At 66.0% G+C, this 21,740-nt stretch carries 23 protein-coding genes; 11 read left to right on the top strand and 12 right to left on the bottom strand.

Going from position 1 to position 21,740, the window contains the following annotated elements:
• Window positions 1-73 precede the first annotated feature (73 nt).
• On the bottom strand, window positions 74-658 hold the full coding sequence (pyrE, locus tag ACFVVC_RS14550; RefSeq protein WP_387454512.1) for an orotate phosphoribosyltransferase: 585 nt from the start codon (window positions 656-658) through the stop codon (window positions 74-76).
• 10 nt (window positions 659-668) lie between these two features.
• On the bottom strand, window positions 669-1,946 hold the full coding sequence (locus ACFVVC_RS14545) for an FAD-dependent oxidoreductase (RefSeq protein ID WP_387454509.1): 1,278 nt from the start codon (window positions 1,944-1,946) through the stop codon (window positions 669-671).
• A 75-nt stretch (window positions 1,947-2,021) separates the two neighbouring features.
• Here ACFVVC_RS14545 and nadE point away from each other — a divergent pair, with 75 nt between their 5' ends.
• Window positions 2,022-2,858 (top strand): ammonia-dependent NAD(+) synthetase, encoded by an 837-nt coding sequence (gene nadE, locus ACFVVC_RS14540; protein WP_387454506.1) that lies wholly within the window; start codon window positions 2,022-2,024, stop codon window positions 2,856-2,858.
• 40 nt (window positions 2,859-2,898) lie between these two features.
• Here the strand turns inward: nadE and ACFVVC_RS14535 are convergent, their stop codons facing one another.
• Entirely contained in the window at window positions 2,899-3,696 is a 798-nt protein-coding gene (locus ACFVVC_RS14535) for an IclR family transcriptional regulator (RefSeq protein ID WP_387454503.1), read from the bottom strand.
• A gap of 164 nt (window positions 3,697-3,860) precedes the next feature.
• Between ACFVVC_RS14535 and ACFVVC_RS14530 the strand changes: the two genes are divergently transcribed.
• The 7 genes from ACFVVC_RS14530 (at window position 3,861) to ACFVVC_RS14500 (ending at window position 9,686) form a co-directional block, all read left to right on the top strand.
• Complete coding sequence (locus tag ACFVVC_RS14530; protein ID WP_387454500.1) at window positions 3,861-4,592, top strand: CoA transferase subunit A; 732 nt, start codon at window positions 3,861-3,863, stop codon at window positions 4,590-4,592.
• Window positions 4,593-4,628: 36 nt separating this feature from the next.
• The gene (locus ACFVVC_RS14525; protein WP_387454498.1) at window positions 4,629-6,068 is read left to right on the top strand and encodes a short-chain fatty acid transporter; all 1,440 of its coding nucleotides are present in this window, start codon (window positions 4,629-4,631) and stop codon (window positions 6,066-6,068) included.
• Between the two features lie 43 nt (window positions 6,069-6,111).
• Window positions 6,112-6,783, top strand: coding sequence for a CoA transferase subunit B (locus ACFVVC_RS14520; protein ID WP_387454496.1), 672 nt, complete (start codon window positions 6,112-6,114; stop codon window positions 6,781-6,783).
• Window positions 6,780-7,973 (top strand): acetyl-CoA acetyltransferase, encoded by a 1,194-nt coding sequence (locus tag ACFVVC_RS14515; RefSeq protein WP_387454493.1) that lies wholly within the window; start codon window positions 6,780-6,782, stop codon window positions 7,971-7,973. Before ACFVVC_RS14520 ends, ACFVVC_RS14515 begins: the two co-directional genes overlap by 4 nt.
• Window positions 7,974-8,184: 211 nt before the next feature.
• Entirely contained in the window at window positions 8,185-8,388 is a 204-nt protein-coding gene (locus ACFVVC_RS14510) for a cold-shock protein (protein WP_009357211.1), read from the top strand.
• Window positions 8,389-8,512: 124 nt separating this feature from the next.
• On the top strand, window positions 8,513-8,848 hold the full coding sequence (locus ACFVVC_RS14505; RefSeq protein ID WP_387454491.1) for a hypothetical protein: 336 nt from the start codon (window positions 8,513-8,515) through the stop codon (window positions 8,846-8,848).
• Between the two features lie 52 nt (window positions 8,849-8,900).
• Window positions 8,901-9,686, top strand: a complete 786-nt coding sequence (locus ACFVVC_RS14500) for a TipAS antibiotic-recognition domain-containing protein (protein ID WP_387454488.1) — start codon at window positions 8,901-8,903, stop codon at window positions 9,684-9,686.
• Between the two features lie 8 nt (window positions 9,687-9,694).
• Here the strand turns inward: ACFVVC_RS14500 and ACFVVC_RS14495 are convergent, their stop codons facing one another.
• The 4 genes from ACFVVC_RS14495 to ACFVVC_RS14480 form a co-directional block, all read right to left on the bottom strand.
• The gene (locus tag ACFVVC_RS14495; RefSeq protein WP_387454485.1) at window positions 9,695-10,243 is read right to left on the bottom strand and encodes a DedA family protein; all 549 of its coding nucleotides are present in this window, start codon (window positions 10,241-10,243) and stop codon (window positions 9,695-9,697) included.
• A gap of 88 nt (window positions 10,244-10,331) precedes the next feature.
• Complete coding sequence (locus ACFVVC_RS14490) at window positions 10,332-11,108, bottom strand: enoyl-CoA hydratase (protein ID WP_387454482.1); 777 nt, start codon at window positions 11,106-11,108, stop codon at window positions 10,332-10,334.
• The gene (mmsB, locus tag ACFVVC_RS14485; protein WP_387454479.1) at window positions 11,105-12,112 is read right to left on the bottom strand and encodes a 3-hydroxyisobutyrate dehydrogenase; all 1,008 of its coding nucleotides are present in this window, start codon (window positions 12,110-12,112) and stop codon (window positions 11,105-11,107) included. Before mmsB ends, ACFVVC_RS14490 begins: the two co-directional genes overlap by 4 nt.
• Window positions 12,105-13,217, bottom strand: coding sequence for an enoyl-CoA hydratase/isomerase family protein (locus ACFVVC_RS14480; RefSeq protein ID WP_387454476.1), 1,113 nt, complete (start codon window positions 13,215-13,217; stop codon window positions 12,105-12,107). Before ACFVVC_RS14480 ends, mmsB begins: the two co-directional genes overlap by 8 nt.
• Before the next feature lie 161 nt (window positions 13,218-13,378).
• Between ACFVVC_RS14480 and ACFVVC_RS14475 the strand changes: the two genes are divergently transcribed.
• Complete coding sequence (locus ACFVVC_RS14475; RefSeq protein ID WP_387454473.1) at window positions 13,379-14,185, top strand: exodeoxyribonuclease III; 807 nt, start codon at window positions 13,379-13,381, stop codon at window positions 14,183-14,185.
• A gap of 34 nt (window positions 14,186-14,219) precedes the next feature.
• On the top strand, window positions 14,220-15,110 hold the full coding sequence (locus ACFVVC_RS14470; protein WP_387454470.1) for a hypothetical protein: 891 nt from the start codon (window positions 14,220-14,222) through the stop codon (window positions 15,108-15,110).
• Between the two features lie 7 nt (window positions 15,111-15,117).
• On the opposite strand, the gene ACFVVC_RS14465 is transcribed toward ACFVVC_RS14470, so the two are convergent.
• From ACFVVC_RS14465 to ACFVVC_RS14445, 5 genes are all read right to left on the bottom strand, one after another.
• Window positions 15,118-16,170, bottom strand: a complete 1,053-nt coding sequence (locus tag ACFVVC_RS14465; protein WP_387454468.1) for a LacI family DNA-binding transcriptional regulator — start codon at window positions 16,168-16,170, stop codon at window positions 15,118-15,120.
• Between the two features lie 126 nt (window positions 16,171-16,296).
• Window positions 16,297-16,548, bottom strand: coding sequence for a hypothetical protein (locus ACFVVC_RS14460; RefSeq protein WP_387454465.1), 252 nt, complete (start codon window positions 16,546-16,548; stop codon window positions 16,297-16,299).
• Window positions 16,545-17,444 (bottom strand): carbohydrate ABC transporter permease, encoded by a 900-nt coding sequence (locus ACFVVC_RS14455; protein WP_387454462.1) that lies wholly within the window; start codon window positions 17,442-17,444, stop codon window positions 16,545-16,547. The genes ACFVVC_RS14460 and ACFVVC_RS14455 overlap by 4 nt, the downstream gene beginning before the upstream one ends.
• Entirely contained in the window at window positions 17,441-18,478 is a 1,038-nt protein-coding gene (locus tag ACFVVC_RS14450; RefSeq protein ID WP_387454459.1) for a carbohydrate ABC transporter permease, read from the bottom strand. The genes ACFVVC_RS14455 and ACFVVC_RS14450 overlap by 4 nt, the downstream gene beginning before the upstream one ends.
• A 7-nt stretch (window positions 18,479-18,485) precedes the next feature.
• Window positions 18,486-19,775: an ABC transporter substrate-binding protein gene (locus ACFVVC_RS14445; protein WP_387454456.1), complete on the bottom strand. Its 1,290-nt coding sequence runs from the start codon at window positions 19,773-19,775 to the stop codon at window positions 18,486-18,488.
• Between the two features lie 140 nt (window positions 19,776-19,915).
• On the opposite strand from ACFVVC_RS14445, the gene ACFVVC_RS14440 reads away from it, so the two are divergent.
• Complete coding sequence (locus ACFVVC_RS14440; protein WP_387454453.1) at window positions 19,916-21,721, top strand: glycoside hydrolase family 13 protein; 1,806 nt, start codon at window positions 19,916-19,918, stop codon at window positions 21,719-21,721.
• The last annotated feature ends 19 nt before the right edge of the window (window positions 21,722-21,740 follow it).

The raw sequence follows: 21,740 nt of genomic DNA, 5'->3' as shown, positions 1-21,740 counted from the left end.
CACCCGGTGTCCCTGACCAAGTGCGGCCCACAGTCCGCTTCGACGCGACGTGAGCCGCTGCCCTTACCGGGTACTAGGCGAGGCCGAGCTCGTCCTTGCCAAACGCGAACAGGTAGGGAACGCCCGTTTCGGCCTCGATCTTTTCCTTGGCCCCGGTGTCGCGGTCAACGATGACGGCCACGGCCACCACGTTCCCTCCAGCCTTCCGCACGCCTTCCACTGCCGTCAGCGCAGATCCTCCGGTGGTGGACGTATCCTCCAGGACCAGCACGTTCCGTCCTTCGACGGACGGGCCCTCCACCTGGCGGCCCATGCCGTAGGACTTCTGTGCTTTGCGGACCACGAAAGCGTCAACGGGCCGGCCAGCGTCAACCGCGGCGTGCATCACCGCGGTACCGACGGGGTCTGCGCCCATGGTGAGGCCGCCTGCGCACTCAAAGTCGATCCCGGCGTCGTCAGCCAAGGCCAACATCACCTGGCCCACCAACTTGGAGGCTTCGTGGTGCAGGGTGATCCTGCGCAGGTCGATGTAGTAGTCGGCCTCGGCCCCGCTGGAAAGGATCACCTTGCCGCGGACAACGGCGAGTTCCTTGATCAGTTCGAGCAGTCGGGCGCGGGCAGCGGCAGCGTCTGGCGCAGTATGAGTGGGCGAAGTCATGGGCTCCAGTTTAGTGGGTGAGCGGGCGGGCAAAGCCTGGCGCGTGCTCCGGACGCGGACCGAAGGCGATGACCCGCGGCAGGATCCGCCTCAACACCGGGTTGTGCCGCATTACGAAAAGCAGCGCCTGGCGGAGCCGCGACGTGTTTCCGGCTGCAGCGGCTGCCGGAAACTTCCCCGCGAACAGCGGAACGAACACTGCCCGGTGCATGATCCGCTGCACCGTTTGCACCACCACCGTGGGCATCCAGCGGCGGCGCTGGACCGCAATAAGGGTGGCGGTGCGCACCTGTCCGCGGCGCAGGTCCGGAGCCAGCCGCTTCGCCGCGGCCACCGCGTCCTGGATGGCCAGGTTGATTCCTACGCCCCCGGCCGGGGACATGGCATGCGCGGCATCCCCGACACACAGGAAACCGTCGGCATACCACCGGTGCAGGCGGTTCAGCCTTACATCCAGCCAGTGCAGGTCCTCCACGCTGCTGATCGAACCGACGCTGTCCGCCAGGTCGGGGCGGAGTGCGGCCACACGCCGGCGGAACCTTTCCACACCCTCGGCCCGGATCCTTGCATCCGCGCCTTTCGGGGCGAGATATCCCATCTGGTAATAGTCGGTCCTGGTCAGTGCGATCATCGCTTCCCGGTCACCGAACGCCGGGACCACCCCGGCCACCTCACCCCCTCCTGACGCCCGGCGCGGAAGTCTGAACCACCACACATCAAATGGCACCGGATACTCCTTCGGGGACAAGCCCGCGGCCCGGCGCAACACCGAATGCCGGCCGTCAGCCGCCACCACCACATCGGCGTGAAGCACCTGCTCCCCGCCGGCCGCGGTGTCACCGGCGGCCCGGAAGCGCACCCCGGTGACGCGTCCGCCGTCGTCGATCTCCAACCCCGTAGCTTCGCATTCCATCAAAAGGGTGAATGTCGGTTCAGCCTTGGCGGCGGATGCAAGGAAATCCAGGAAGTCCCACTGCGGCATCATGGCCACGTAGTTGTACGGGGGCTTCAAGGAGTCGAAATCAGCCAGGGTGACCAGGCCGGCGCCCGGCACCGGGAATGCGACATTCTGCAAGCGGCTCTGCGGCAGGGCGCGGAATCCGGGGCCCAAACCCAGCTCGTCCATCAGCCGGATCGTGGACGCATGCACCGTGTCGCCGCGGAAATCCCGCAGGAAATCGCCGTGTTTCTCCAGGACGGCCACGTCCACGCCGGCCCTGGCCAGCAAGAGGCCGAGCATCATTCCCGCCGGGCCGCCGCCCACCACTGCACACCCCGTCCGCTCCATGCAGTTACGCTACGCCGGGCGCCGCGCGTCTGGAACAGTTGAGGGTTGTTGACAGCGCTGGCTAGGCTGGACCACATGCGCGAACTCCAGGCCAAGATCATTGAAGAAATGGGCGTTCTGCCCCGGATCGACCCCGCAGGGGAGGTGCGCAAGCGCGTCACATTCCTCAAGGAATACCTCAAGGCAACGCATACCAAGGGCTTCGTCCTGGGCATTTCCGGCGGGCTGGATTCCTCCCTGGCCGGGCGCCTTGCGCAGCTGGCGGTGGAGGAACTCCAGTCCGAGGGCGTGGAAGCGAACTTCGTGGCCGTGCGCCTGCCCTATGGCGTGCAGCATGATGAGGATGACGCGCAGGCAGCCCTGGACTTTATCAAGGCCAAGACCGAGTGGACCTTCAACATCTCCGCTGCGGTGGACGGTTTTGAGGACGAGTTCGAAAAAACGGTTGGTTCGGAGATTTCCGATTTCCACAAGGGCAACACGAAGGCCCGCACCCGCATGATCGCCCAGTACGCACTGGCTGGGGAATTCAACTACCTGGTGATCGGCACCGACCACGGCGCCGAATCCGTGACCGGCTTCTTCACCAAGTACGGTGACGGCGGCGCAGACATCCTGCCCCTGTTCGGCCTCAACAAGAGGCAGAACCGGGCCCTGTTGGCCGAACTCGGAGCGCCGGCCCGCATCTGGGAGAAGGTGCCCACCGCGGACCTCCTCGATGACCGGCCCGGCCGCACTGACGAAGACGAACTCGGCATCAGCTACGACCAGATCGACGACTACCTCGAAGGCCGCGGCGTTCCGGAAGCGGTGGCCGAATCGATCGAACAGAAGTTCCTCCGCACCCGGCACAAGCGCACGGTTCCGGTGACCATCTTTGACACCTGGTGGAAGGACCAGCTGCCGGAGTAGCCCCGCGCCGGACCCTACGAGCGTTTCCCGGACCTGCATATCAGCGGGTACGCCTCCCGCCGTCCGCACCGCCGCCCAGCTGCTGCGTAATCCGGTGCGCCTCCGCCATCAAAAGGCCGCCCAGTTCCTCCTGCCGTTCCGGTTTGAAGCGAGGCTCGATGCCGGTCAACGACAAAGCCCAGGCCGGCTTCCCGGATCGGTCGAACACAGCAGCGCCCATCCCCCAGCTTCCTTCCAGGACCAGGCCGGGGTTCACCGCGTAGCCGGCCAGCCGGGTGCGGGCAAGGCTCTTCCGGACCATCGCGGCGGTGTGGTTCGCCGCAAATGCCCCTGCGTGGTCAGTCCAGCGGTCCAGCAGTTCCTCCTGCTCGCTTTCCGGGAGGAAGGCCAGGATGGCTGTGCCTGCTGACGCGACTCCCAGCGGGAACCGCACGCCCTCATGCAGGACGAAGGAACGCACGGGGAAGCTTCCCTCCTCGCGCAGCAGGCAGACCGTCTCGGCGCCGCGCCGGATCGAAAAGAAGGCGCTCTCCCCTGTGGCCTCGGCAAGCCGTCGAAGGCTGGGGCGGGCAATGTCCTCCATCGGAAACCGTGCCGCGGCCACCGACCCCATGAGCAGCACCTCCGGGCCGAGCACCCAGTTGCCGGTGGCGGGATCGTGGTCCAGCAAGCCTTCAGAGGCGAGGGACGAAAGGAGCCGGTGGACCGTGGGGCGGGTCAGCCCTGATTCGCGGACCAGCCCGGCCAGCGGCATACCCTCCGCGCTTCGGCCCACCAACCGCAGCAGTCCGGCAATCCGCGTCACCACCTGGGCGCCCTGCACCGGTGTCGTGGTCACAACTCCTCCTCTTGTCCACAATATGGATGCTTTGAAGCATACCGTCCATACTGTAATTCGCCGACAATGTTTCCTTGACACGCTCCGTGGGCCGCCCGTAGTCTCCAGAAGCAGATCCTGCGTCCACTAAGTGGACGCCATACTGCGCTCAACGAGGAGACGTCATGAATAAACTCCAGCCTTCTGCCATCGCAGCCCTGGAAGGCGCATTGCGGGACGGGATGACCCTCGCCGTCGGCGGCTTTGGCCTGAGCGGCATCCCCGCTGACCTGATCGAAGCCGTGCGCGACTCCGGCGTGAAGGACCTTACCGTCGTCTCAAACAACATGGGTGTGGACGGCAAGGGCCTGGGCATCCTGATCGAAGCCGGCCAGGTCCGCAAGGTCATCGCTTCCTACGTCGGCGAGAACAAGCTCTTCGCGGAGCAGTACCTCGCAGGGAAACTCGAGGTGGAGTTCACTCCGCAGGGCACGCTGGCAGAACGCCTCCGCGCCGCCGGCGCCGGTATCCCGGCGTTCTACACCAAGACCGGCGTGGGTACCCTCGTGGCCGAGGGCAAGCCGCACGAGGTGTTCGACGGCGAAACTTTCGTCCAGGAGCGCGCCATCAAGGCCGACGTCGCACTGGTCCACGCGCACACCGCGGACACGGACGGCAACCTCACCTACCGCTACACTGCCCGGAACTTCAACCCGGTGGTGGCAACCGCCGCGGTCCTCACCATCGCCGAAGCGGAAGCCGTCGTCTCCCCCGGCGAACTGGACCCGAACCACATCGTCACCCCCGGTGTCTTTGTCCAGCGGCTGGTCCAGGCCACGGCCCGGGCGAAGGACATCGAGCAGCGGACTGTCCGTCAGCGCACCGTGGCTGCCGGTGCCGATGCGCTGGCCGTCTGAGCCGGGGCCCGGAAACTCAATGGAGGGAACCACCTCATGACCAGCACGCAACCCGATGACCTGGATGTCCGCCAGAAGGGCCTGGCCCGGATGGCGGAGAAGCTGGCCGGATGGACACAGAAATGGTTCCCGGACGCATACATCTTTGCCCTGGCAGGCGTCCTGCTCGTAGCCGTCGCCGCGTTGGCGGCAGGCGCTTCACCCAAGGCCGTGGTGGATTCCTTCGGCAACGGTTTCTGGGACCTCACCGCTTTCACCCTGCAGATGTCCATGGTTGTCCTGACCGGCTACGTCGTGGCAACCTCACCCCCGGTGGCCCGGCTGATTGAACGCCTGGCCCAGGTCCCCGGCTCCGCGCGGACCGCCGTCAGCTTCGTCGCCGTCATGTCCATGTCGGTGTCATTCGTCAACTGGGGCCTGAGCCTGATTTTCGGCGGACTCCTGGCCCGTGCTGTGGCCCGGCGAGCGGACCTCCGCGTCGATTACCGGGCCCTCGGCGCGGCGGCGTTCATGGGACTGGGCGCAGTCTGGGCGCTGGGCATGTCCTCCTCCGCGGCCCAGCTCCAGGCAACCAAGGCTTCCATTCCGCCGGCGCTCCTGAAGATCACCGGCATCCTGGATTTCGGCGCCACCATCTTCACCTGGCAGTCCCTGCTGACGCTCGTCATCCTGATGCTGCTGACCACCGTCATTGCCCACTTTTCCGCGCCGACCGGGAAGGCCATCAAAACGGCCGCAGATCTCGGCGTCGACCTTGACGACCAGCCCGAGCCGCCGGACGAAAAGTCCCGGCCCGGCGAGTGGCTCGAATACAGCAGGGTACTGCCCATCCTGGCGGGTGTGCTCACCCTCGGCTGGCTGGTGTCCCAGCTCCTGACCCTGCCCATCCTGAGCGTGGTCAGCTCACTGAACGGTTACCTCCTGGTCTTCCTCATGCTGGGGCTGGTGCTGCACGGAACGCCGCGCAGGTTCCTGCAGTCAGTGGCCAAGGCGGTGCCCGCAACAGCCGGAATCCTGGTCCAGTTCCCGCTCTATGCCGCGATGGCGGCCATCCTCACCAAGGCGACGGGCGCCGGCGGCCTCTCCGTATCCGAGCACCTGGCGCAGTTCTTCACCAGCATCGGCGGTAACGGGGCGTTCGCCATCATCATCGCCCTCTACACAGCCTTCCTGGGGATGTTCGTCCCTTCCGGGGGAGGCAAGTGGCTGGTCGAGGCACCCTATGTCATGCAATCCGCGACGGACGTGAACATGAACCTTGGCTGGACCGTGCAGATCTACAACATGGCCGAGGCACTCCCCAACCTGGTCAACCCGTTCTTCATGCTGCCGCTGCTGGCCGTCCTGGGCTTGCGGGCTCGAGACCTGGTGGGCTTCACGTTCCAGCAGTTCCTGTTCCACCTGCCGGTAGTGCTGCTGTTGGCCTGGCTGCTGGGCATGACATTCGAATTCGTGCCGCCGGTTATACCCAACTGACCACAGACACCCGATTACTGCGAGAAAGAAAAGGAGTTTCGCCATGGCATGGACCAGGGATGAAATGGCTGCGATTGCGGCCGAGGAACTGAATGACGGCGACTACGTAAACCTGGGGATCGGCATCCCCACGCTGGTGGCCAACAACCTGCCCGAGGGCGTGCGGGTGGTGCTGCAGAGCGAGAACGGGCTGCTCGGCATGGGGCCGTTCCCGTACGAGGGCGAAGAAGACGCGGACCTCATCAACGCCGGCAAGCAGACCGTCACGGTGTTGCCCGGCGGCAGCATCTTCGACTCCGCGACCTCGTTCGGCATGATCCGCGGCGGCCACGTCAAGGTGGCCATCCTGGGCGCCATGCAGGTCTCCGGCAACGGTGACCTGGCCAACTGGACCATCCCCGGCAAGATGGTCAAAGGCATGGGCGGGGCCATGGACCTGGTGGCGGGAACCCCGCGGGTGGTGGTCCTCACCGAACACAACGCCAAGGACGGCACCGCCAAGATCGTCCGCGAATGCACCCTCCCGCTGACGGGGCTCAGCTGCGTGGACCGGATCATCAGCGACCTCGCCGTGTTTGATCTTTACAAAGCGGACGACGGCGGGCGGCAGCTGACGCTGACCCGCCTGGCACCGGGCGTCACCGAAGAGGAGATTCGGGAAAAGACCGACGCCGGTTTCGATGTCCGGCTTGAGAATGAGGACGTGGCAGCATGAGCCTGAAGGAACAGTTCGGCAAGGATGTACTGATCACCGGCTGGGGGCACAGCAGGTTTGGGAAGCTGGTGGACGAGACCCTCGAATCGCTGATTGTGCAGGTGGCCACGGACGCCATCAGCACTGCGGGCGTCGAACCATCGCAGATCGACGAGGTCTACGTGGGCCAGTTCAACGCCGGCATGATGCCGCTGGCCTTCCCCTCGTCGCTGGCCCTGCAGGTTTCCCCGGACCTGGCCAACGTCCCGGCCACCCGTGTGGAGAACGCGTGTGCTTCCGGCTCGGCGGCCTTCCAGCAGGGCACCAAGTCGTTGCTGGCCGGTACCGCAAGGACGGTCCTGGTGATCGGCGCGGAAAAAATGACCCACGCCGGGGCAGACGTGGTGGGCGCCGCGCTGCTCGGGGCCGACTATGACATGGCCGGGAAACAGTCCACCACCGGTTTCACCGGGCTCTTCGCCGAGGTGGCAAAGCACTACGCCAAGCGCTACGACGCCGCCGGCAGCCTGGGCGACGTTCTGGGCAGCATCGCCGCGAAGAACCACCGCAACGGCGTTGACAACCCGTACGCCCAGCTCCGCAAGGACCTTGGCGAAGAGTTCTGCCGGACCGTCTCGGACAAGAACCCGCTGGTGGCCGATCCCCTGCGCCGCACCGACTGCTCCCCCGTCTCGGACGGTGCAGCCGCCGTCGTACTGTCCGCCTCCCCCACCGGCGGGGCCACGGCTCCGGTCCGGCTGGCCGGCTTCGGGCAAGCCAACGACTTCTTCCCCACCGACCGCCGCGACCCCACGGCGTTCGAGGCCACCCGGGCCTCCTGGCAGCGCGCCTTGGCGATGGCCGGCGTCGGACTCGAAGACCTGGACCTGGCCGAAGTCCACGACTGCTTCACCATCGCGGAACTGCTCATGTACGAGGCCATGGGCCTGACCGCCCCCGGCGAAGGTGCCCGCGCCCTCGAGGAAGGCTGGGTGTACAAGGACGGCAAGCTGCCGGTCAACGTCTCCGGCGGCCTCAAGGCCAAGGGCCACCCTGTGGGCGCCACGGGCGTCTCGCAGCATGTGCTCGCCGCGATGCAGCTGACCGGCACGGCCGGCGACATGCAGCTGGCAGCCCCACGCAGGGCAGCGGTGCAGAACATGGGCGGCGTCGGCATCGCCAACTACGTAAGCATCCTCGAGGCCGTCTGAGGCACCGGGATGACCAGGCGTTGACGCCCGGACGGGCAGGCGGTATCGCTGCCGCCATCCGCCGTGAGGGGAGGCGTTAACAACACATTATTGCCGCCACCCTTGCACCCGGGGCCTGCGCCCCGTACGTTGGGGACTGTGGGGGATTAACTCCCGCGCACCCCGGGACGATTCCGGGGAGAGAATCAGAGTCACATGAAGGAATGCAGCCATGGCAACAGGCACAGTTAAATGGTTCAACGCCGAAAAGGGTTTTGGCTTCATTGCCCCCGATGACGGGTCCGCTGACGTATTCGCCCACTACTCGGCAATCGCCACCAGCGGCTACCGCTCACTGGACGAAAACCAGAAGGTCGAATTCGATGTGACCCAGGGCCCCAAGGGTCCGCAGGCAGAGAACATCCGCCCGCTCTAAGTCTTCGGCGGCTCCGGCACCTGCCGGGACCCCAACCAGCGGCCCCTCCAACGAAAGTTGGAGGGGCCGCTGTTTTTCGTCGGCAGAGTTATTCGCCGCATTGCGGGTTTGGGATAATTGACCCATGACCGGAAAGGACCAGGACAAGGATCCGTGGGTCGAGTTCGACGCACTCGGTCCCGCCGCACCCGACCGCGTCCCGGGCCAGCCCGGAGGCGAACCCCACGGCTTCGGATTCCGCACCGGCGTACGCAGCGCCCGGGTCGCCGTCGGCTTTGCCGTCTATGCCCTGGCGTTGGGCACCATCCTGGCCCTGACCGGTTGCATCGTGTTCATCGCCCGGCAGCAGTGGCTGCTGGTGGGCCTCATGCTGATGTTCGAATCCATCTTTGTCTTTGCATTCACGCGGCTTGTGGCCCAGGCGCGGCACCGGACACCGCGAGACGGTCCGGCCAAATAAGCGGACAAGTGCCCTTGACCTTGACGCTGCGTCAACCCGTAGGCTCAGGGGCATGGAAGGAATCCGCGGCAACGGCGTAAGGGATTGGCCCATCCAGGATGTGGCCAGGATGGCCGGCACCACCAGCCGCACCCTCAGGCACTACGACGACATCGGGCTCTTGAAGCCCAGCCGGGTGGGCGGGAACGGCTACCGATATTACGACGGCGCGGCCCTCCTTCAGCTGCAGCGCATCCTTTTGCTGCGGGAACTGGGCCTGGGCCTGCCGGCCATCGCCGAGGTCTTCGAGCGCCAGGCCGACCCCGTCGCGGCGCTCTCCCGCCACCTCGAGTGGCTGGGAAAGGAGCAGCAACGGCTGGACCGGCAAGCGCAGTCCGTGCGGCAAACCATCGAAACAGTGAAGGCAGGAGGCCAACTGATGGCTGAGAACATGTTTGACGGCTTTGACCATACCCAGTACCGGGATGAGGTCGAAGAACGCTGGGGCAAGGACGCCTACGCGGCGTCGGACGCGTGGTGGCGGGGGATGGACGCCGCAGAAAAGCGGGCGTGGAAGTCCAAGGTGGAGGATCTGGGAAGGGACTGGATCGCCGCCGGCGCTTCAGGGGTGCCGGCGGATGGACCTGAGGCCCAGGACCTGGCACGCAGGCACGTGGCCTGGCTCCAGTCCATTCCCGGAACTCCGGCTGCAGCCGCCGGCGGCGACATCAGGGCATACGTCACAGGACTCGCTGACATGTACGTCGCGGATCCGCGCTTCGCCGCCAACTACGGGGGCAAGGACGGGGCCGCCTTCGTGCGGAGCGCCCTTCGCATGTTTGCGGAGAAACACCTCTAGGGCACCTGTTAGCGGTTGGCGTTGACCCGCTTGGCCCTCTTGACCCGCCGGACGATGAGCAGGACCACGGCAACGGCGAGAGCCGCGTAGACGGCGTAGTTCAGGAAGTGTGAGTACTTCTCGATGAGCTGGTACTGGGTGCCCAACAGGTAGCCAAGGCCAATGAGGGCCCCGTTCCACAGCCCGCTGCCGGCGAGGGTGAAGAGGCTGAAGGTCGCCGGCGGCATGGCCGCGGCCCCGGCCGGCAGCGAGATCAGGCTGCGGATACCGGGGAGGAGGCGGCCAAAGAAAATAGACGATTTGCCGTGGCGGCGGAACCAGGCTGTGGCCTGTTCAAAGTCCTCCCGGTCCACCAGGGGCAGTTTGGAAAGCCACCGGATTGAACGTTCCAGGCCCAGTTTCGCGCCGAGCCAATAGAGCAGCAGGGCACCCAGGTACGCGCCCAGGGTGCTGGTGGCGAAGACGAGGAGGAGGTTGAGGGAACCTTGCTTGGCAAGGTAGCCCGCCAGGGGAAGGATCACCTCGCTGGGGATGGGAGGCACCCCGTTCGCTGGCATGGCATGGCCGTCTGTTAACCGTCATGTCCACACTACGGGCCGCGGAATTCGTCGGGCGCCACCGGGTCCCGGACAGGGCGCCCAGTGGTCACCGGTGCTTGAACTGCGGCTCACGCTTTTCTGCGAACGCCGCCATCCCTTCCTTTTGGTCATCGGTGGCGAACAGCGAGTGGAAAAGCCGCCGTTCGAACAGGACCCCTTGGGCCAGCCCGGTTTCGAAGGCTGCATTCACGGCTTCCTTTGCCGCCATGGCTGCCGGCTTCGACTTGGCAGCGATCAGCCCGGCCGCCTTGAGGGCCTCGGACACCACCTCCTCCGCCGGGACCACCCGGGAGACCAGTCCGCACCGGTCCGCTTCCTCGGCGCCGATGAACCTGCCGGTGAGAATCAGGTCCATGGCCTTGGCCTTGCCGATCGCGCGGGTGAGCCGCTGCGAACCGCCCATCCCGGGGAGCACGGCAAGGTTGATTTCCGGCTGGCCGAACTTGGCGTTGTCCCCCGCAATGATGAGGTCGCACATCATTGCGAGCTCGCAGCCGCCGCCCAGGGCAAACCCGGACACGGCTGCGATGGTGGGGATCCGCAGCCGGGTGAAATCCTCCCAGCCGCGGAACCAGTCCGCGGTGTACATGTCCATGTAGCCTTTGTCCGCCATCTCCTTGATGTCGGCTCCGGCAGCGAACGCCTTAGCCGAGCCCGTGATCACCACGGCGCCTACGCCGGGATCGGAGTCCATCACGGTAACGGCGGCGACCAGTTCTTCCATGGTGGCCTTGTTGAGCGCATTCAGCGCCGATGGCCGGTTGAGGGTCACCAGTCCCACCCTGCCTTGTTGCTCCACCAGGATGTTGGCGTATTCAGTCATTCGGGGCTCCCGTCGTCGTGTGCTGCCGTGGTCCGGCTCCGGCCCGTTGCGTCCGTTCCTGTTCCCGCCGCCGCTGCGGTGTCCGCGGCAGCCGGTTCCGCGCTGGCGCGGATGTCCGTAATGATGGCGGAGAAGTCTCGGCCGGCGCCGCCCTCCGCGGCAAACGTATCGTAGATGCGGGCGGCGAGCGCCCCCATCTGTCCCGCCACTCCCGTGCTGTTGAGGGCGTTGACCGCCAGGTTGAGGTCCTTGGCCATCAGCGCCGCCGCGAAGCCCGGCTGGTAGTCCCTGTTGGCCGGGCTGGCGGGAACCGGTCCCGGTACCGGGCAGTTGGTGGTCAGCGCCCAGCACTGGCCCGAGGCCGCGGAGGCGACGTCGAACAGGGCCTGGTGGCTCAGCCCCAGCTGTTCGCCGAGGACAAAAGCCTCGCTGACCGCGATCATGGACACGCCCAGGATGAGGTTGTTGCAGATCTTGGCAGCCTGGCCCGCGCCGTGGCCGCCGCAGTGGACCACGCGTCTTCCCATCACCTCCAGGAGCGGCCGCACCGACTCGAAGTCCCGCACCTCGCCGCCGGCCATGAACGTCAACGTCGCCGCTTCGGCGCCCACGACGCCGCCGGAAACAGGCGCGTCGATGGAACGGTGGCCGGCATCACCGGCCAGGCGCGCAGCTTCCCGTGCCTCATCGACATTGATGGTGGAGCAGTCCAGGAACATGGTGTCCGGCGGTGCGGCGGCCAGCAGTCCAGGTTGTCCGGCTCTGCCGCGGTAGGCGTCCAGGACGTGTCCACCGCTGGGGAACATGGTCAGCACGACGTCGGCCCCGGCGACGGCGACAGCCGCGCTGTCCGCGACCGGCACACCACGTTCCCGTGCCGTTTGGACGGCTGCAGGCACCACGTCGAAACCAACTACCGTATAGCCGGCCCGGACCAGGTTCACGGCCATGGGGCCACCCATATGCCCCAGGCCGAGGAAGGCCACGGTTCCCTTGTCAGGCATGGTCCGCCTCCTCGGGTGCACGTTCCGGGTGCAGGTCCAGCTCTCCGCCGTCCAGCGGTTCGAAGAACCTGTCCACCTGCCCGGGAAGCACGTCACCCAATGTTGCCGGTTTCCACTGCGGATTCCTGTCCTTGTCCACCACTTGGGCGCGGATGCCTTCGCGGAAGTCAGGACCGGCCAGGAAGCGGATCCCGGCACGGTACTCCTGGGCAAGCGCTTCATCCAGTGTCAACGCGGCGGCCCGGCGCAGCGACGCCAGGGTGACCTTGACCGAGGTGGGTGACTTCGCTTCGATCGTGTCGGCCGCCTCCACCGCAGCGTCCTTCCCGGGCCCCGCCCAGTCCCGGAGGCGCCTGACGATCCCGGCTGCGTCATCCGAGGCGTAGCAGGCGTCGATCCAGTCACGCTGCCCGGCGAGCGGCGAGGCCGGAGCCGGCCGGGCATACCGTTCGACGACGTCTTCCGCACTGTGGTCCTCAAGGGCGGCCGCCAGGTCCGGCAGCGATTGGGACGGGACGTAGTGGTCTGCCAGGCCCAGGAACACCGCATCGCCGGCGCCAAGATGCGCGCCGGTCAGGGCGGCGTGCGTTCCGGACTGGCCGGGTGCGCGTGAGAGCAGGAAGGTCCCGCCGACGTCCGGGGCGAACCCGATGGTGGTTTCGGGCATGCCCATCCTGGTCCGCTCCGTGACCACCCGGACGCTGCCGTGGGCGGAGATCCCCACCCCGCCGCCGAGGACCAGGCCATCCATGAGGGCCACGTATGGCTTGGGATACCCGGCGATCAGGGAGTTCAGGCGGTACTCGGCCTGCCAGAAACCGGCCGTCCGGTTTCCGCCGTGCAGCATGTCCTCGTAGATGGCCACGATGTCGCCGCCGGCGCAGAGGCCACGTTCCCCGGCACCCTGCACCAGGACGGTGGCGACGTCGTCGTCCCCGGCCCACGCGGTGAGCTGCCGGAGCATCAGATCCACCATGCCGGCGGTGAGTGCGTTCACGGCTTTAGGCCTGTTGAGCGTGACCACGCCCAGCCGGCCGCGGCGTTCAAACAGTACTTCCGGGTGCCCGTTGTCGGCGGCACCATCCATTCCCTTGGCTGCGGTCATCGGCTGGCTGCTCCTTCGCATGGTGGCCGGATGAGTGATCCAGGTCATTCTGGTTGCGAATATACCCGCCGCGTCACGCTTGGGACCAACCCCGCGGGTGGTACCGGCCGCCACCCGGGGGTCTTTACCCGGCGAAGGACTGCCAAGGTAAGTTAGGAACCGTGAAGATAGCTACCTGGAATGTGAATTCGCTCCGTGCCCGCGCCGACCGTGTTGAAGCCTGGCTCCAGCGCAGCGACTGCGATGTCCTGGCCATCCAGGAGACCAAGTGCAAGGACGAGAACTTTCCTTGGGAACTCTTTGAACGGATGGGCTACGAAGTTGCCCACTTCGGCGTCAACCAGTGGAACGGCGTGGCCATCGCCTCACGCGTGGGGCTTGACGACGTCGAGCGGACGTTCCTGGACCAGCCCTCGTTCGGCAAGGCCGGCAAGGATCCCGTCCAGGAGGCCCGCGCCATGGCTGCCACCTGCGGCGGCGTCCGGGTCTGGAGCCTGTATGTCCCCAACGGTCGCTCCCTGGACGACGAACACATGCCCTACAAGCTCAAATGGCTGGAGAGCCTGAAAACCCACGCCCAGGGCCTGGTCACGGACAACCCGCAGGCGCAGGTCGCGTTGATGGGCGACTGGAACATTGCCCCGTTCGACGACGACGTCTGGGATATCGACTTGTTCGTCAACAACCGCTACACCCATGTCAGCCCGCCGGAGCGTGCGGCGTTCCATGCCTTCGAGTCCGCCGGGTTCACCGATGTTGTCCGCCCTTACACCCCCGGCCCGGGCGTCTACACCTACTGGGATTACACCCAGCTCCGGTTCCCCAAGAAGGAGGGCATGCGGATCGACTTCGTCCTGGCCTCCCCCGCCTTGGCGGCCCGCGTCACCGGCGCCGCCATCGACCGCGAGGAACGCAAGGGCAAGGGCGCCTCGGATCACGCCCCCGTGCTGGTGGAACTGGCGGACTGATGACAGCCCCTTGCGCCCAACCAAGGAGACCGTCATGACGGGAAACCTCTACCGGGGCCAGGCAGGCCTGCCTTTTTCCTCCACCCTGCGCGTCTACGAACCCCTGGACGCTTTTCCGGCGGAAGAACGCCCTGCCCTGCAGGCCGCCGGCGCACGCGCAGCGTCCCGTGCCGCCGTCGAAAACGCTGAACTGTTGGCCTCGCTGGGACGGATCACGCGCTCCGGCGGGGACCCGTTCCCCACCGGGCGCACCGACCTGGTGCGCGTCACCACCGCGCCGGCACCGGACGGCGGAACGGCCGACGACGGCGCTGCCGCCGCCACGGCGCCAGTGGTGCTGTACTGCCCCAGCCAGCTGGTCCTGCGCGCCGGGCTGGCCGCCAATGCCTTGATGGAGGGGATCCACGGCCCGCTGGCCGAGCTGCTGATTCCTGAGGAGCAACGCGACCGGCACCAGGAGCGGATCGACCTGGTGAAGGCGCGGGACGGCTCCATCCGCGTGCACACGCGGGCCTCCACCTGGGGCATCCCGTTCAGTTGGTTCTCGCTGTTCATGGAGTCCGACCGCAAGGACGTGGTGGAAGCCGCCGGCCGCATCCTCACGGTCCGCGTCTGGGCGCCCATCACCGATGCGTTGGAGCGGGCCCGCTACGCCGTGGCCAACCTGGCCCTGGCCGCCCCGGACCTGGACATGCTTGACGACCTGGCACAGCTGACCGAATGGCTGGAGCTGTTCCACGTGAACTCCATGGTGGAGCTGGACTACGGTGCCGTGGCAGACAAGGTGTACCCGGACGAATCACCCATGGACATCAGGCTGGGTATCGAGTGCCTGGCTGAGGGCGACATGACCGGCGCCGCGGCCGCCTACCGCAGGCTGGCCTCGCGCTGGATCCCCATCCGGCAGCTTGCCCGCGCCTCCTGAGGCAGTTTCAGCTTTTGGGCGGCGCTGTGGTGCGCCGGACTATCAGTTCATGTGGCGCCACGGCGGAACGGACGGACCCGATGTCCCCGTCCAGTTCGTCGAGGAGCATCTTGGTGGCCAGTTCGGCCTGCTCGTCCGGGCGTTGTCCCACCGTGGTGAGCCCCATGGCGTCGGCAAAGTCGTGGTTGTCGATCCCCACCACGGACAGGTCCCCGGGGATGCTGACGCCGAGGCGGCTGGCTTCGAAGATGACCCCCATGGCCATTTCGTCCGAGGCGCAGAAGATCGCGGTCGGCTTCGGCCCTGGGCCGGACCAGAGGCGGCGGAAGGCTTCCTGGCCGCTGCGCACCGTGAAGTCGCCCCATTCGTCCCATTCCGGCCGGGTGGGAAGGCCTGCTGCGGCCATGACGTCCTTGAACGCCAGGATGCGCACCCTCGGGACGTCGAAGTTCAGGTCGGTCTCGTCGTCGCCGTGCAGCAACGCGATGTCGCGGTGGCCCAGGTCAATCAGGTGCCGGACCGCGGTTGAGGCTGCCGCGTAGTCGTCAATGCCGATGTAGGGGCATTCTTCGACGTGCCCGCCCACCACGACCAGCGGAATATCGATCTTTTGCAGGTGTTCGATTTCTTCGTGGCTAAGCGCCATGCAGAGCACCAGCAGGGCATCGATCTGCTTGTAGACCATGGTCTTGCTGAAGAGCCGCTCGCGGTTGCTGCCATGGCCGCCGAGGTTGAACAGGGAGAGGTTGTAATGCCGGGCGTGCAACTCCCGGTCCGCGCCCTCGATGGCCTTGGAGAAGAACCAGCGGCTCACGAACGGGGCCAGGACGCCAATGGTCTTGGTGCGTCCCGTGGCCAGGCCGGAGGCGGAGGACGAAGCCACGTAGCCCAGGTTCCCCGCGACTTCGAGGATCTTCTCCCTGGTGGCCGGGGAAACGCGGGGCAAACCCCGTACGGCGCGGGATACGGTTGCGGTTGAGACTCCGGCGGCCGCCGCCACGTCCTCGATGCTGACGCCATTGTGGCCGCCCCGTTGGGACCTTTCCGTTGTCCGTGCCACCGTGTCCCCTCATAACTCCTGCGCGGCGCAGGGCCGGTTGGCCCTGCGTCTACCCCAAGCCTCGTATTTTTCCATTCCGCGGCCGGGCAGTGGTAACTGTGGCGGGGACCGCTGTTGTGAATGCTCCTACTTGCGGGCCGGAAGCTTTCGCCGCAGGCGCACCATTCCGTAAAGGGCCAGCAGCGTTGCCAGCAGGCCCAGCGCCCAGCCCATGGCCGGCTGCGCAGTGATCTCCATCCACACGGTGACCACCAGGAGGACCACCGCCCAGAAACCAAGGAAGCCGATGATGATGTCGAAATCCTCGCCCGACCTGACCAGCCGGCTGCGGTTGCCCGCCCCCGCTGGTGTGCGGGGGCGGGAACCGTGGTCCGTCACTTGACCGCGCCTGCCGTAAGGCCGGCGACGATCTTGCGCTGGAAGACCAGGACCAGGATCACCAGCGGGATGGTGACAATGGTGCCGGCGGCCATGATGGCCGTGTACGGAATCTGGTTGGGCTGTGCACCGGCGAAGTTGGCGATTGCCACCGTCACCGGCTGGGTTGCGTCACTGGACAGCTGGCTGGCAATCAGGAACTCATTCCAGGATGAAATGAAGGCCAGGATTGCCGTGGTGAAGATCGCCGGCGCCGCCAGGGGCATGATGACCTTGCGGAACGCCTGTCCCTGGGTGCAGCCGTCAACACGGGCCGATTCCTCCAGCTCCCACGGCATTTCCCGGAAGAACGAGGTCATGGTGTAGACCGTCAGCGGGAGCACGAAGGAGATGTTGGGGATAATCAGCGCCTGGTAGGTGCCCATCCAGCCGATGTTGGTGAACAGCTGGAAAAGCGGTGTGATCAGGGCGACGCCCGGGAACATCGAAGCCCCCAGGATGAAGCCGAGCACCAGGTACTTGAACCTGAAGTTCAACCGGGCCAGCGCGTAGGCGGCAAACACGCCGATCACCAGCGATACCACCGTTACTACGCCGCCGATGAACACGCTGTTCAGCAGTGCCTGTCCGAACCTGTTGCCGAAGGACGTATCAAAGGCGGTGATGAAGTTGTCCATGGTGACGTGGGTGGGCAGGATCGAGGTGTCGTACGTGAACCCGACTTCGCGGAAGGCGGTGACCACCATCCAGTAGGCCGGCGCCAGGCACCAGATCAGGACGACGACGGCACTGATGTAGGTCCTGCCCTGGGCCCACTTTTCCCGGTTCTGGGCATTCTTGCGGCCCTTGTCCTGGCGCGCCCGCAGCGCGGTGGCGTCTGCCGTTGCCGTGGTCATTTCTTCCCCTTTCCGGTTGCGCCGCTCTGCTCAACCACGTTTGCCCCAAGGAAGCGGACAAAGATGAAGGCGACGAGGAAGATGATGATGAAGGTGATGGTGGACAACGCCGCCGCGGAATTGAAGCCCTGCCTGATCTGGTTGATGACCAGGATGGACAGCGTGGTGGTGTTGTTCGCACCGCCGGTGAGGATGTACGGCAGGTCGAACATGCGCAGTGCATCCAGGGTGCGGAAGAGGACCGCCACCATCAGCGCCGGCTTGACCAGCGGCAAGGTAATGAGCCGGAACCGCTGCCAGGCGGACGCACCGTCCACCTTGGCCGCCTCATAGACTTCGGCCGGAATCATCTGCAGGCCCGCGAGGATCAGCAGTGCCATGAACGGCGTGGTCTTCCAGACGTCGGCAATGATGACGGCCCACTTGGCCGGCCACTCGCTGCCGGTCCACAGGATGGTGGTGTTGAACAGCTTATTGGCGATGCCCTCGAAGGCGAAGATGAAGAACCAGAGCTTTGCCGTGACAGCCGTGGGGATGGCCCACGGCACCAGGACGGCGGCGCGGACGAGGCTCCGGCCACGGAAGGTACGGGCCATGATCATGGCCATCCAGAAACCCAGCACCGTTTCCAGCGTCACCGTCACGATGGTGAAGAAGAACGTGGTGGCAGTGGCGGACCAGAACTGGCCGCCCAGGGTGCCCGGCGGGCAGGCGACGGTACCGCCGGCAGGCGCCGAACACTGTTGCGCCAGCCAGTTGACATAGTTTTGGATGCCGGCTGAGCCGCCGGCCGTGAACAGGCCGGTGGCGGGATCCAGGCCGGCGTCCTTCTGGAAGGACATCACGATCGCGCTGACGATGGGGTACACGATCACAATGCCCAAGGCCACGATGGTCGGGGCGAGCAGCCAGGATGCCCAGCGGCCCTGGCTCGCGATCCTGTTGTCTTCCCCTACGCCCTTGGGCGCGTGATGGACAGGGGCAGCGCCCGACGCCGGTGACTTGACCGGCGTCGGGCCTAGTTCGGTTGCCATGGCAGGACTACGATCCTGCACCGGCGGATTGGATGGCGTTCTGCATGTCGGAAAGTGCAGCGTCCACTGTCTTCTCTCCCTTGATAGCGGAGTAGGCGTTATCTTGGATTGCCTTGGTGACAGCCGGGTAGAAAGGCGTTACGGGACGCGGTACGGCGTTCTCGATGGACGTCTTCAGGACCGGCAGGTAGGGCAGCTTGGCAACCAGGTCCTTGTCCTCATACAGCGAACCGAGGACCGGAGCCAGGGAACCCTGGGTGGCGTAGAACTTCTCGGTCTCCGCGGAGGTCATGAACTTCATGAAGTCCAGTGCGGTGGCCTTGTTCTTGGAGTACACGCTGGTGGCGAGGTTGTGGCCGCCGAGCGAGGACGCACCCGGGCCGCTCTTGCCCGGCAGTGCCGCAAGGCCGGTCTTGTCCTTCACAGCCGAAGATCCTTCGGTGGTGATCAGGTTGAAGGCGTAGGGCCAGTTGCGCAGGAACAGGAGCTTGCCGCTCTGGAATGCCTGGCGGCTGTCCTCTTCCTTGTAGGTGATGGCTTCCTTGGGGATGTTCCCGTCAGCGTAGGCCTTGGCCAGGTTGCCCAGGCCAGCCTTCGCTTCCGCGGTGTTCACGCTGGGCTTGCCGTCCTTGTCCAGGACTGAACCGCCGGCGGAGTTGATGGCCTCGGAAGCATTGACGGTCAGGCCTTCATACTTGCTGAACTGGCCGGCGTAGCAACCGATGTTGTTCTGCTTGGCGATGGAGCACATGCTCATCATCTCGTCCCAGGTCTTGGGAGGAGTGGGGACCAGGTCCTTCCGGTAGTACAGGATGCCGCCGTCAGAGGTCTGCGGGGCCGCATACAGGGTGCCCTTGTAGGTGGCGCTGTCCACGGTCGGCTTCAGCATGGCGCTGGTGTCAATCGCCATCTTGTCCTTCAGCGGCTGCAGCCAGCCCTTGGCCGCGAACTCTGCGGTCCAGACAACGTCAACGTCGACAACGTCGTAGTCGGACTGCTTGGCCTGGAAGTGCTGGACCAGGTCATCGTGCTGCTGGTCGGCCTGGTCGGTCTGCTCCTTGAAGGTGACCTTTTCATTCGGGTGCGCGGCATTCCACTTATCAATGAGCGGACGGACGACGTTGCTGTTGTCCTTGCCCTGGACATACGTGATGGGGCCGCGGCCGTCGAGGTTGGCGTCAGCGTCGCTGCCTCCCCCGCCGGTGGTGCCCCCTCCGCCGCCGCCACCGCAGGCGGACAATGTCAGGGCCAGAATGCCGGCCGTGGCGGCCGGAAGCAGGAATCTCGGGGTTTTCATTAGCTTGAAGCTCCTCGCTGAGTGACAAGTAAGTCGACAGTGCGCTTGCTAGGTGAGGTTGATGTGGTGACCATCACACTAGTAAGGTTGCTGTCTCGAATGCAAGCGTTTACATCAAAAAGTTATCTTAGGGGAACCAAATGCCCAACCCGTCCGTTCCGGTGCCCCGTTCCGTCCCCTCCGCATGGTGGGCGGACGCGGTTGTCTACCAGATCTACCCCCGGTCCTTCGCCGATGGCAATGGCGACGGAATGGGCGATTTGCGGGGGGTCCTGCACCGCCTGCCCTACCTGAAGGAGCTAGGCGTAGACGCCATCTGGCTCTCCCCCTTCTACAAGTCGCCCCAGGCCGACGGCGGCTACGACGTCGCCGATTACCGCCAAGTGGATCCGCTGTTCGGCACGTTGGCGGACTTCGATGCGATGTTGCAGGAAGCTCACCGCCGCGGCCTGAAGGTCATCGTGGACCTGGTCCCAAACCACACTTCGGACGAACACGCCTGGTTCCAGGAGGCGCTGGTGGCAGGCCCGGGAAGCCCGGAACGGGACAGATACATCTTCCGTGACGGCAAGGACGAGGTGCCGGGATCGGGGGACGGCAGACTGGCGCCCAACAATTGGAAATCCATCTTCGGCGGACCGGCATGGAGCCGCCTTACCGGCCCGGACGGCTCACCCGGCCAGTGGTACCTGCACTTGTTCGACACCAAGCAACCCGACCTGAACTGGGAAAACCCGGAAGTGCAGGAAGAGATGCGTTCAGTCCTGCGCTTCTGGCTGGACCGCGGGGCGGACGGCTTCCGGGTGGACGTGGCCCACGGACTGGTCAAGGAGCCTGGCCTTCCTGACTGGGACGGAGCCGCTGCGATGGTGGAAGGAACAACGGGTCCGCGCAGGGAAAGCCACCTGCCCGGTGACGCTCCCCACGCCCACACCGATGCCGAGGAACCGCACCGGGCCGTCTCCCCGATGTACCCGCCGTCGCCCTTCTTCGACCAGGATGGCGTGCACGAGATCTACCGCGACTGGAACCGGGTCCTGGCCGAGTACGGAGGGGACCGGATGATGGTGGCGGAGGCCTGGGTTGAACCGGCCGAACGCCTTGCCAGGTACGTCAGGCCGGATGAGATGCAACAGGCCTTCAATTTTGACTTCCTGCTGGCCGGCTGGGATGCCGAGCGGATGGCTGACGCCATCAATGCGTCCTTGGCAGCGGCCGCGTCCGTGGGCGCGCCGTGCACGTGGGTGCTCAGCAACCACGACACCGTCCGGCACAGCACAAGGTTCGGACTCAAGGATCCGACCACGTTCCCGAAGGGCATTGGTGCCGGCGACGAACAACCGGACGCTGCCTTGGGCCTTGCCCGCGCCCGCGCCGCCACGTTGGTTGCGCTGGCATTGCCGGGTTCGGCCTACCTTTACCAGGGCGAGGAGTTGGGGCTTCCGGAACACACCACCCTGCCGGCGTCGGCCAGGCAGGATCCGACATTCTTCAGGACCCGGGGAGCCGAGATCGGCCGCGACGGGGGCCGCGTCCCGCTGCCGTGGGCCCAGGGCGAACCGGGTTTCGGGTTCTCCGGCGGGCACTCCGGCAAGGCGCCCGAGCCCTGGCTCCCGCAGCCGGACAGCTTCGGACCCTTGGCTGCGGACCAGCAGGACGGCGAGGAGGGTTCAACCCTTGAGCTCTACCGGGCCGCTATTGCGTTCAGGTCGGCGCACCACCTTGGCAAGGGGACGGTGGAGTGGACAGATGAGCACGCCCCGGACAGCGGGCTGCTGGCGTTCCGGAACGGAGATGCCATTGTCCTGTCCAACCTGGGCTTCGCCTCCGCGCCCGTGCCCGACGGTTACAGCGTAGCGCTCTCCAGCGGGCCTGAACCGGCCCACGACCGGGCATCGATGCGGGAAGTTCCCGTGGACTGCACCGTCTACCTTCTCCAGGACTGACCCGGCAGGCCCGCAGGCG

This window comes from Pseudarthrobacter sp. NPDC058196, from assembly GCF_042882685.1.
GTDB lineage: Bacteria > Actinomycetota > Actinomycetes > Actinomycetales > Micrococcaceae > Arthrobacter.
The sequence above is the reverse complement of the archived record's forward strand: the minus strand, read 5'-3'. Positions and strand labels throughout refer to the sequence as shown.

Bases quoted from the DNA above. Each gene is read 5' to 3' on its own strand.
- pyrE (WP_387454512.1), bottom strand. From the start codon at position 658: ATGACTTCGCCCACTCATACTGCGCCAGACGCTGCCGCTGCCCGCGCC.
- ACFVVC_RS14545 (WP_387454509.1), bottom strand. From the start codon at position 1,946: ATGGAGCGGACGGGGTGTGCAGTGGTGGGCGGCGGCCCGGCGGGAATG.
- nadE (WP_387454506.1), top strand. From the start codon at position 2,022: ATGCGCGAACTCCAGGCCAAGATCATTGAAGAAATGGGCGTTCTGCCC.
- ACFVVC_RS14530 (WP_387454500.1), top strand. From the start codon at position 3,861: ATGAATAAACTCCAGCCTTCTGCCATCGCAGCCCTGGAAGGCGCATTG.
- ACFVVC_RS14525 (WP_387454498.1), top strand. From the start codon at position 4,629: ATGACCAGCACGCAACCCGATGACCTGGATGTCCGCCAGAAGGGCCTG.
- ACFVVC_RS14520 (WP_387454496.1), top strand. From the start codon at position 6,112: ATGGCATGGACCAGGGATGAAATGGCTGCGATTGCGGCCGAGGAACTG.
- ACFVVC_RS14515 (WP_387454493.1), top strand. From the start codon at position 6,780: ATGAGCCTGAAGGAACAGTTCGGCAAGGATGTACTGATCACCGGCTGG.
- ACFVVC_RS14510 (WP_009357211.1), top strand. From the start codon at position 8,185: ATGGCAACAGGCACAGTTAAATGGTTCAACGCCGAAAAGGGTTTTGGC.
- ACFVVC_RS14505 (WP_387454491.1), top strand. From the start codon at position 8,513: ATGACCGGAAAGGACCAGGACAAGGATCCGTGGGTCGAGTTCGACGCA.
- ACFVVC_RS14500 (WP_387454488.1), top strand. From the start codon at position 8,901: ATGGAAGGAATCCGCGGCAACGGCGTAAGGGATTGGCCCATCCAGGAT.
- ACFVVC_RS14495 (WP_387454485.1), bottom strand. From the start codon at position 10,243: ATGCCAGCGAACGGGGTGCCTCCCATCCCCAGCGAGGTGATCCTTCCC.
- ACFVVC_RS14490 (WP_387454482.1), bottom strand. From the start codon at position 11,108: ATGACTGAATACGCCAACATCCTGGTGGAGCAACAAGGCAGGGTGGGA.
- mmsB (WP_387454479.1), bottom strand. From the start codon at position 12,112: ATGCCTGACAAGGGAACCGTGGCCTTCCTCGGCCTGGGGCATATGGGT.
- ACFVVC_RS14480 (WP_387454476.1), bottom strand. From the start codon at position 13,217: ATGACCGCAGCCAAGGGAATGGATGGTGCCGCCGACAACGGGCACCCG.
- ACFVVC_RS14470 (WP_387454470.1), top strand. From the start codon at position 14,220: ATGACGGGAAACCTCTACCGGGGCCAGGCAGGCCTGCCTTTTTCCTCC.
- ACFVVC_RS14455 (WP_387454462.1), bottom strand. From the start codon at position 17,444: ATGACCACGGCAACGGCAGACGCCACCGCGCTGCGGGCGCGCCAGGAC.
- ACFVVC_RS14450 (WP_387454459.1), bottom strand. From the start codon at position 18,478: ATGGCAACCGAACTAGGCCCGACGCCGGTCAAGTCACCGGCGTCGGGC.
- ACFVVC_RS14445 (WP_387454456.1), bottom strand. From the start codon at position 19,775: ATGAAAACCCCGAGATTCCTGCTTCCGGCCGCCACGGCCGGCATTCTG.
- ACFVVC_RS14440 (WP_387454453.1), top strand. From the start codon at position 19,916: ATGCCCAACCCGTCCGTTCCGGTGCCCCGTTCCGTCCCCTCCGCATGG.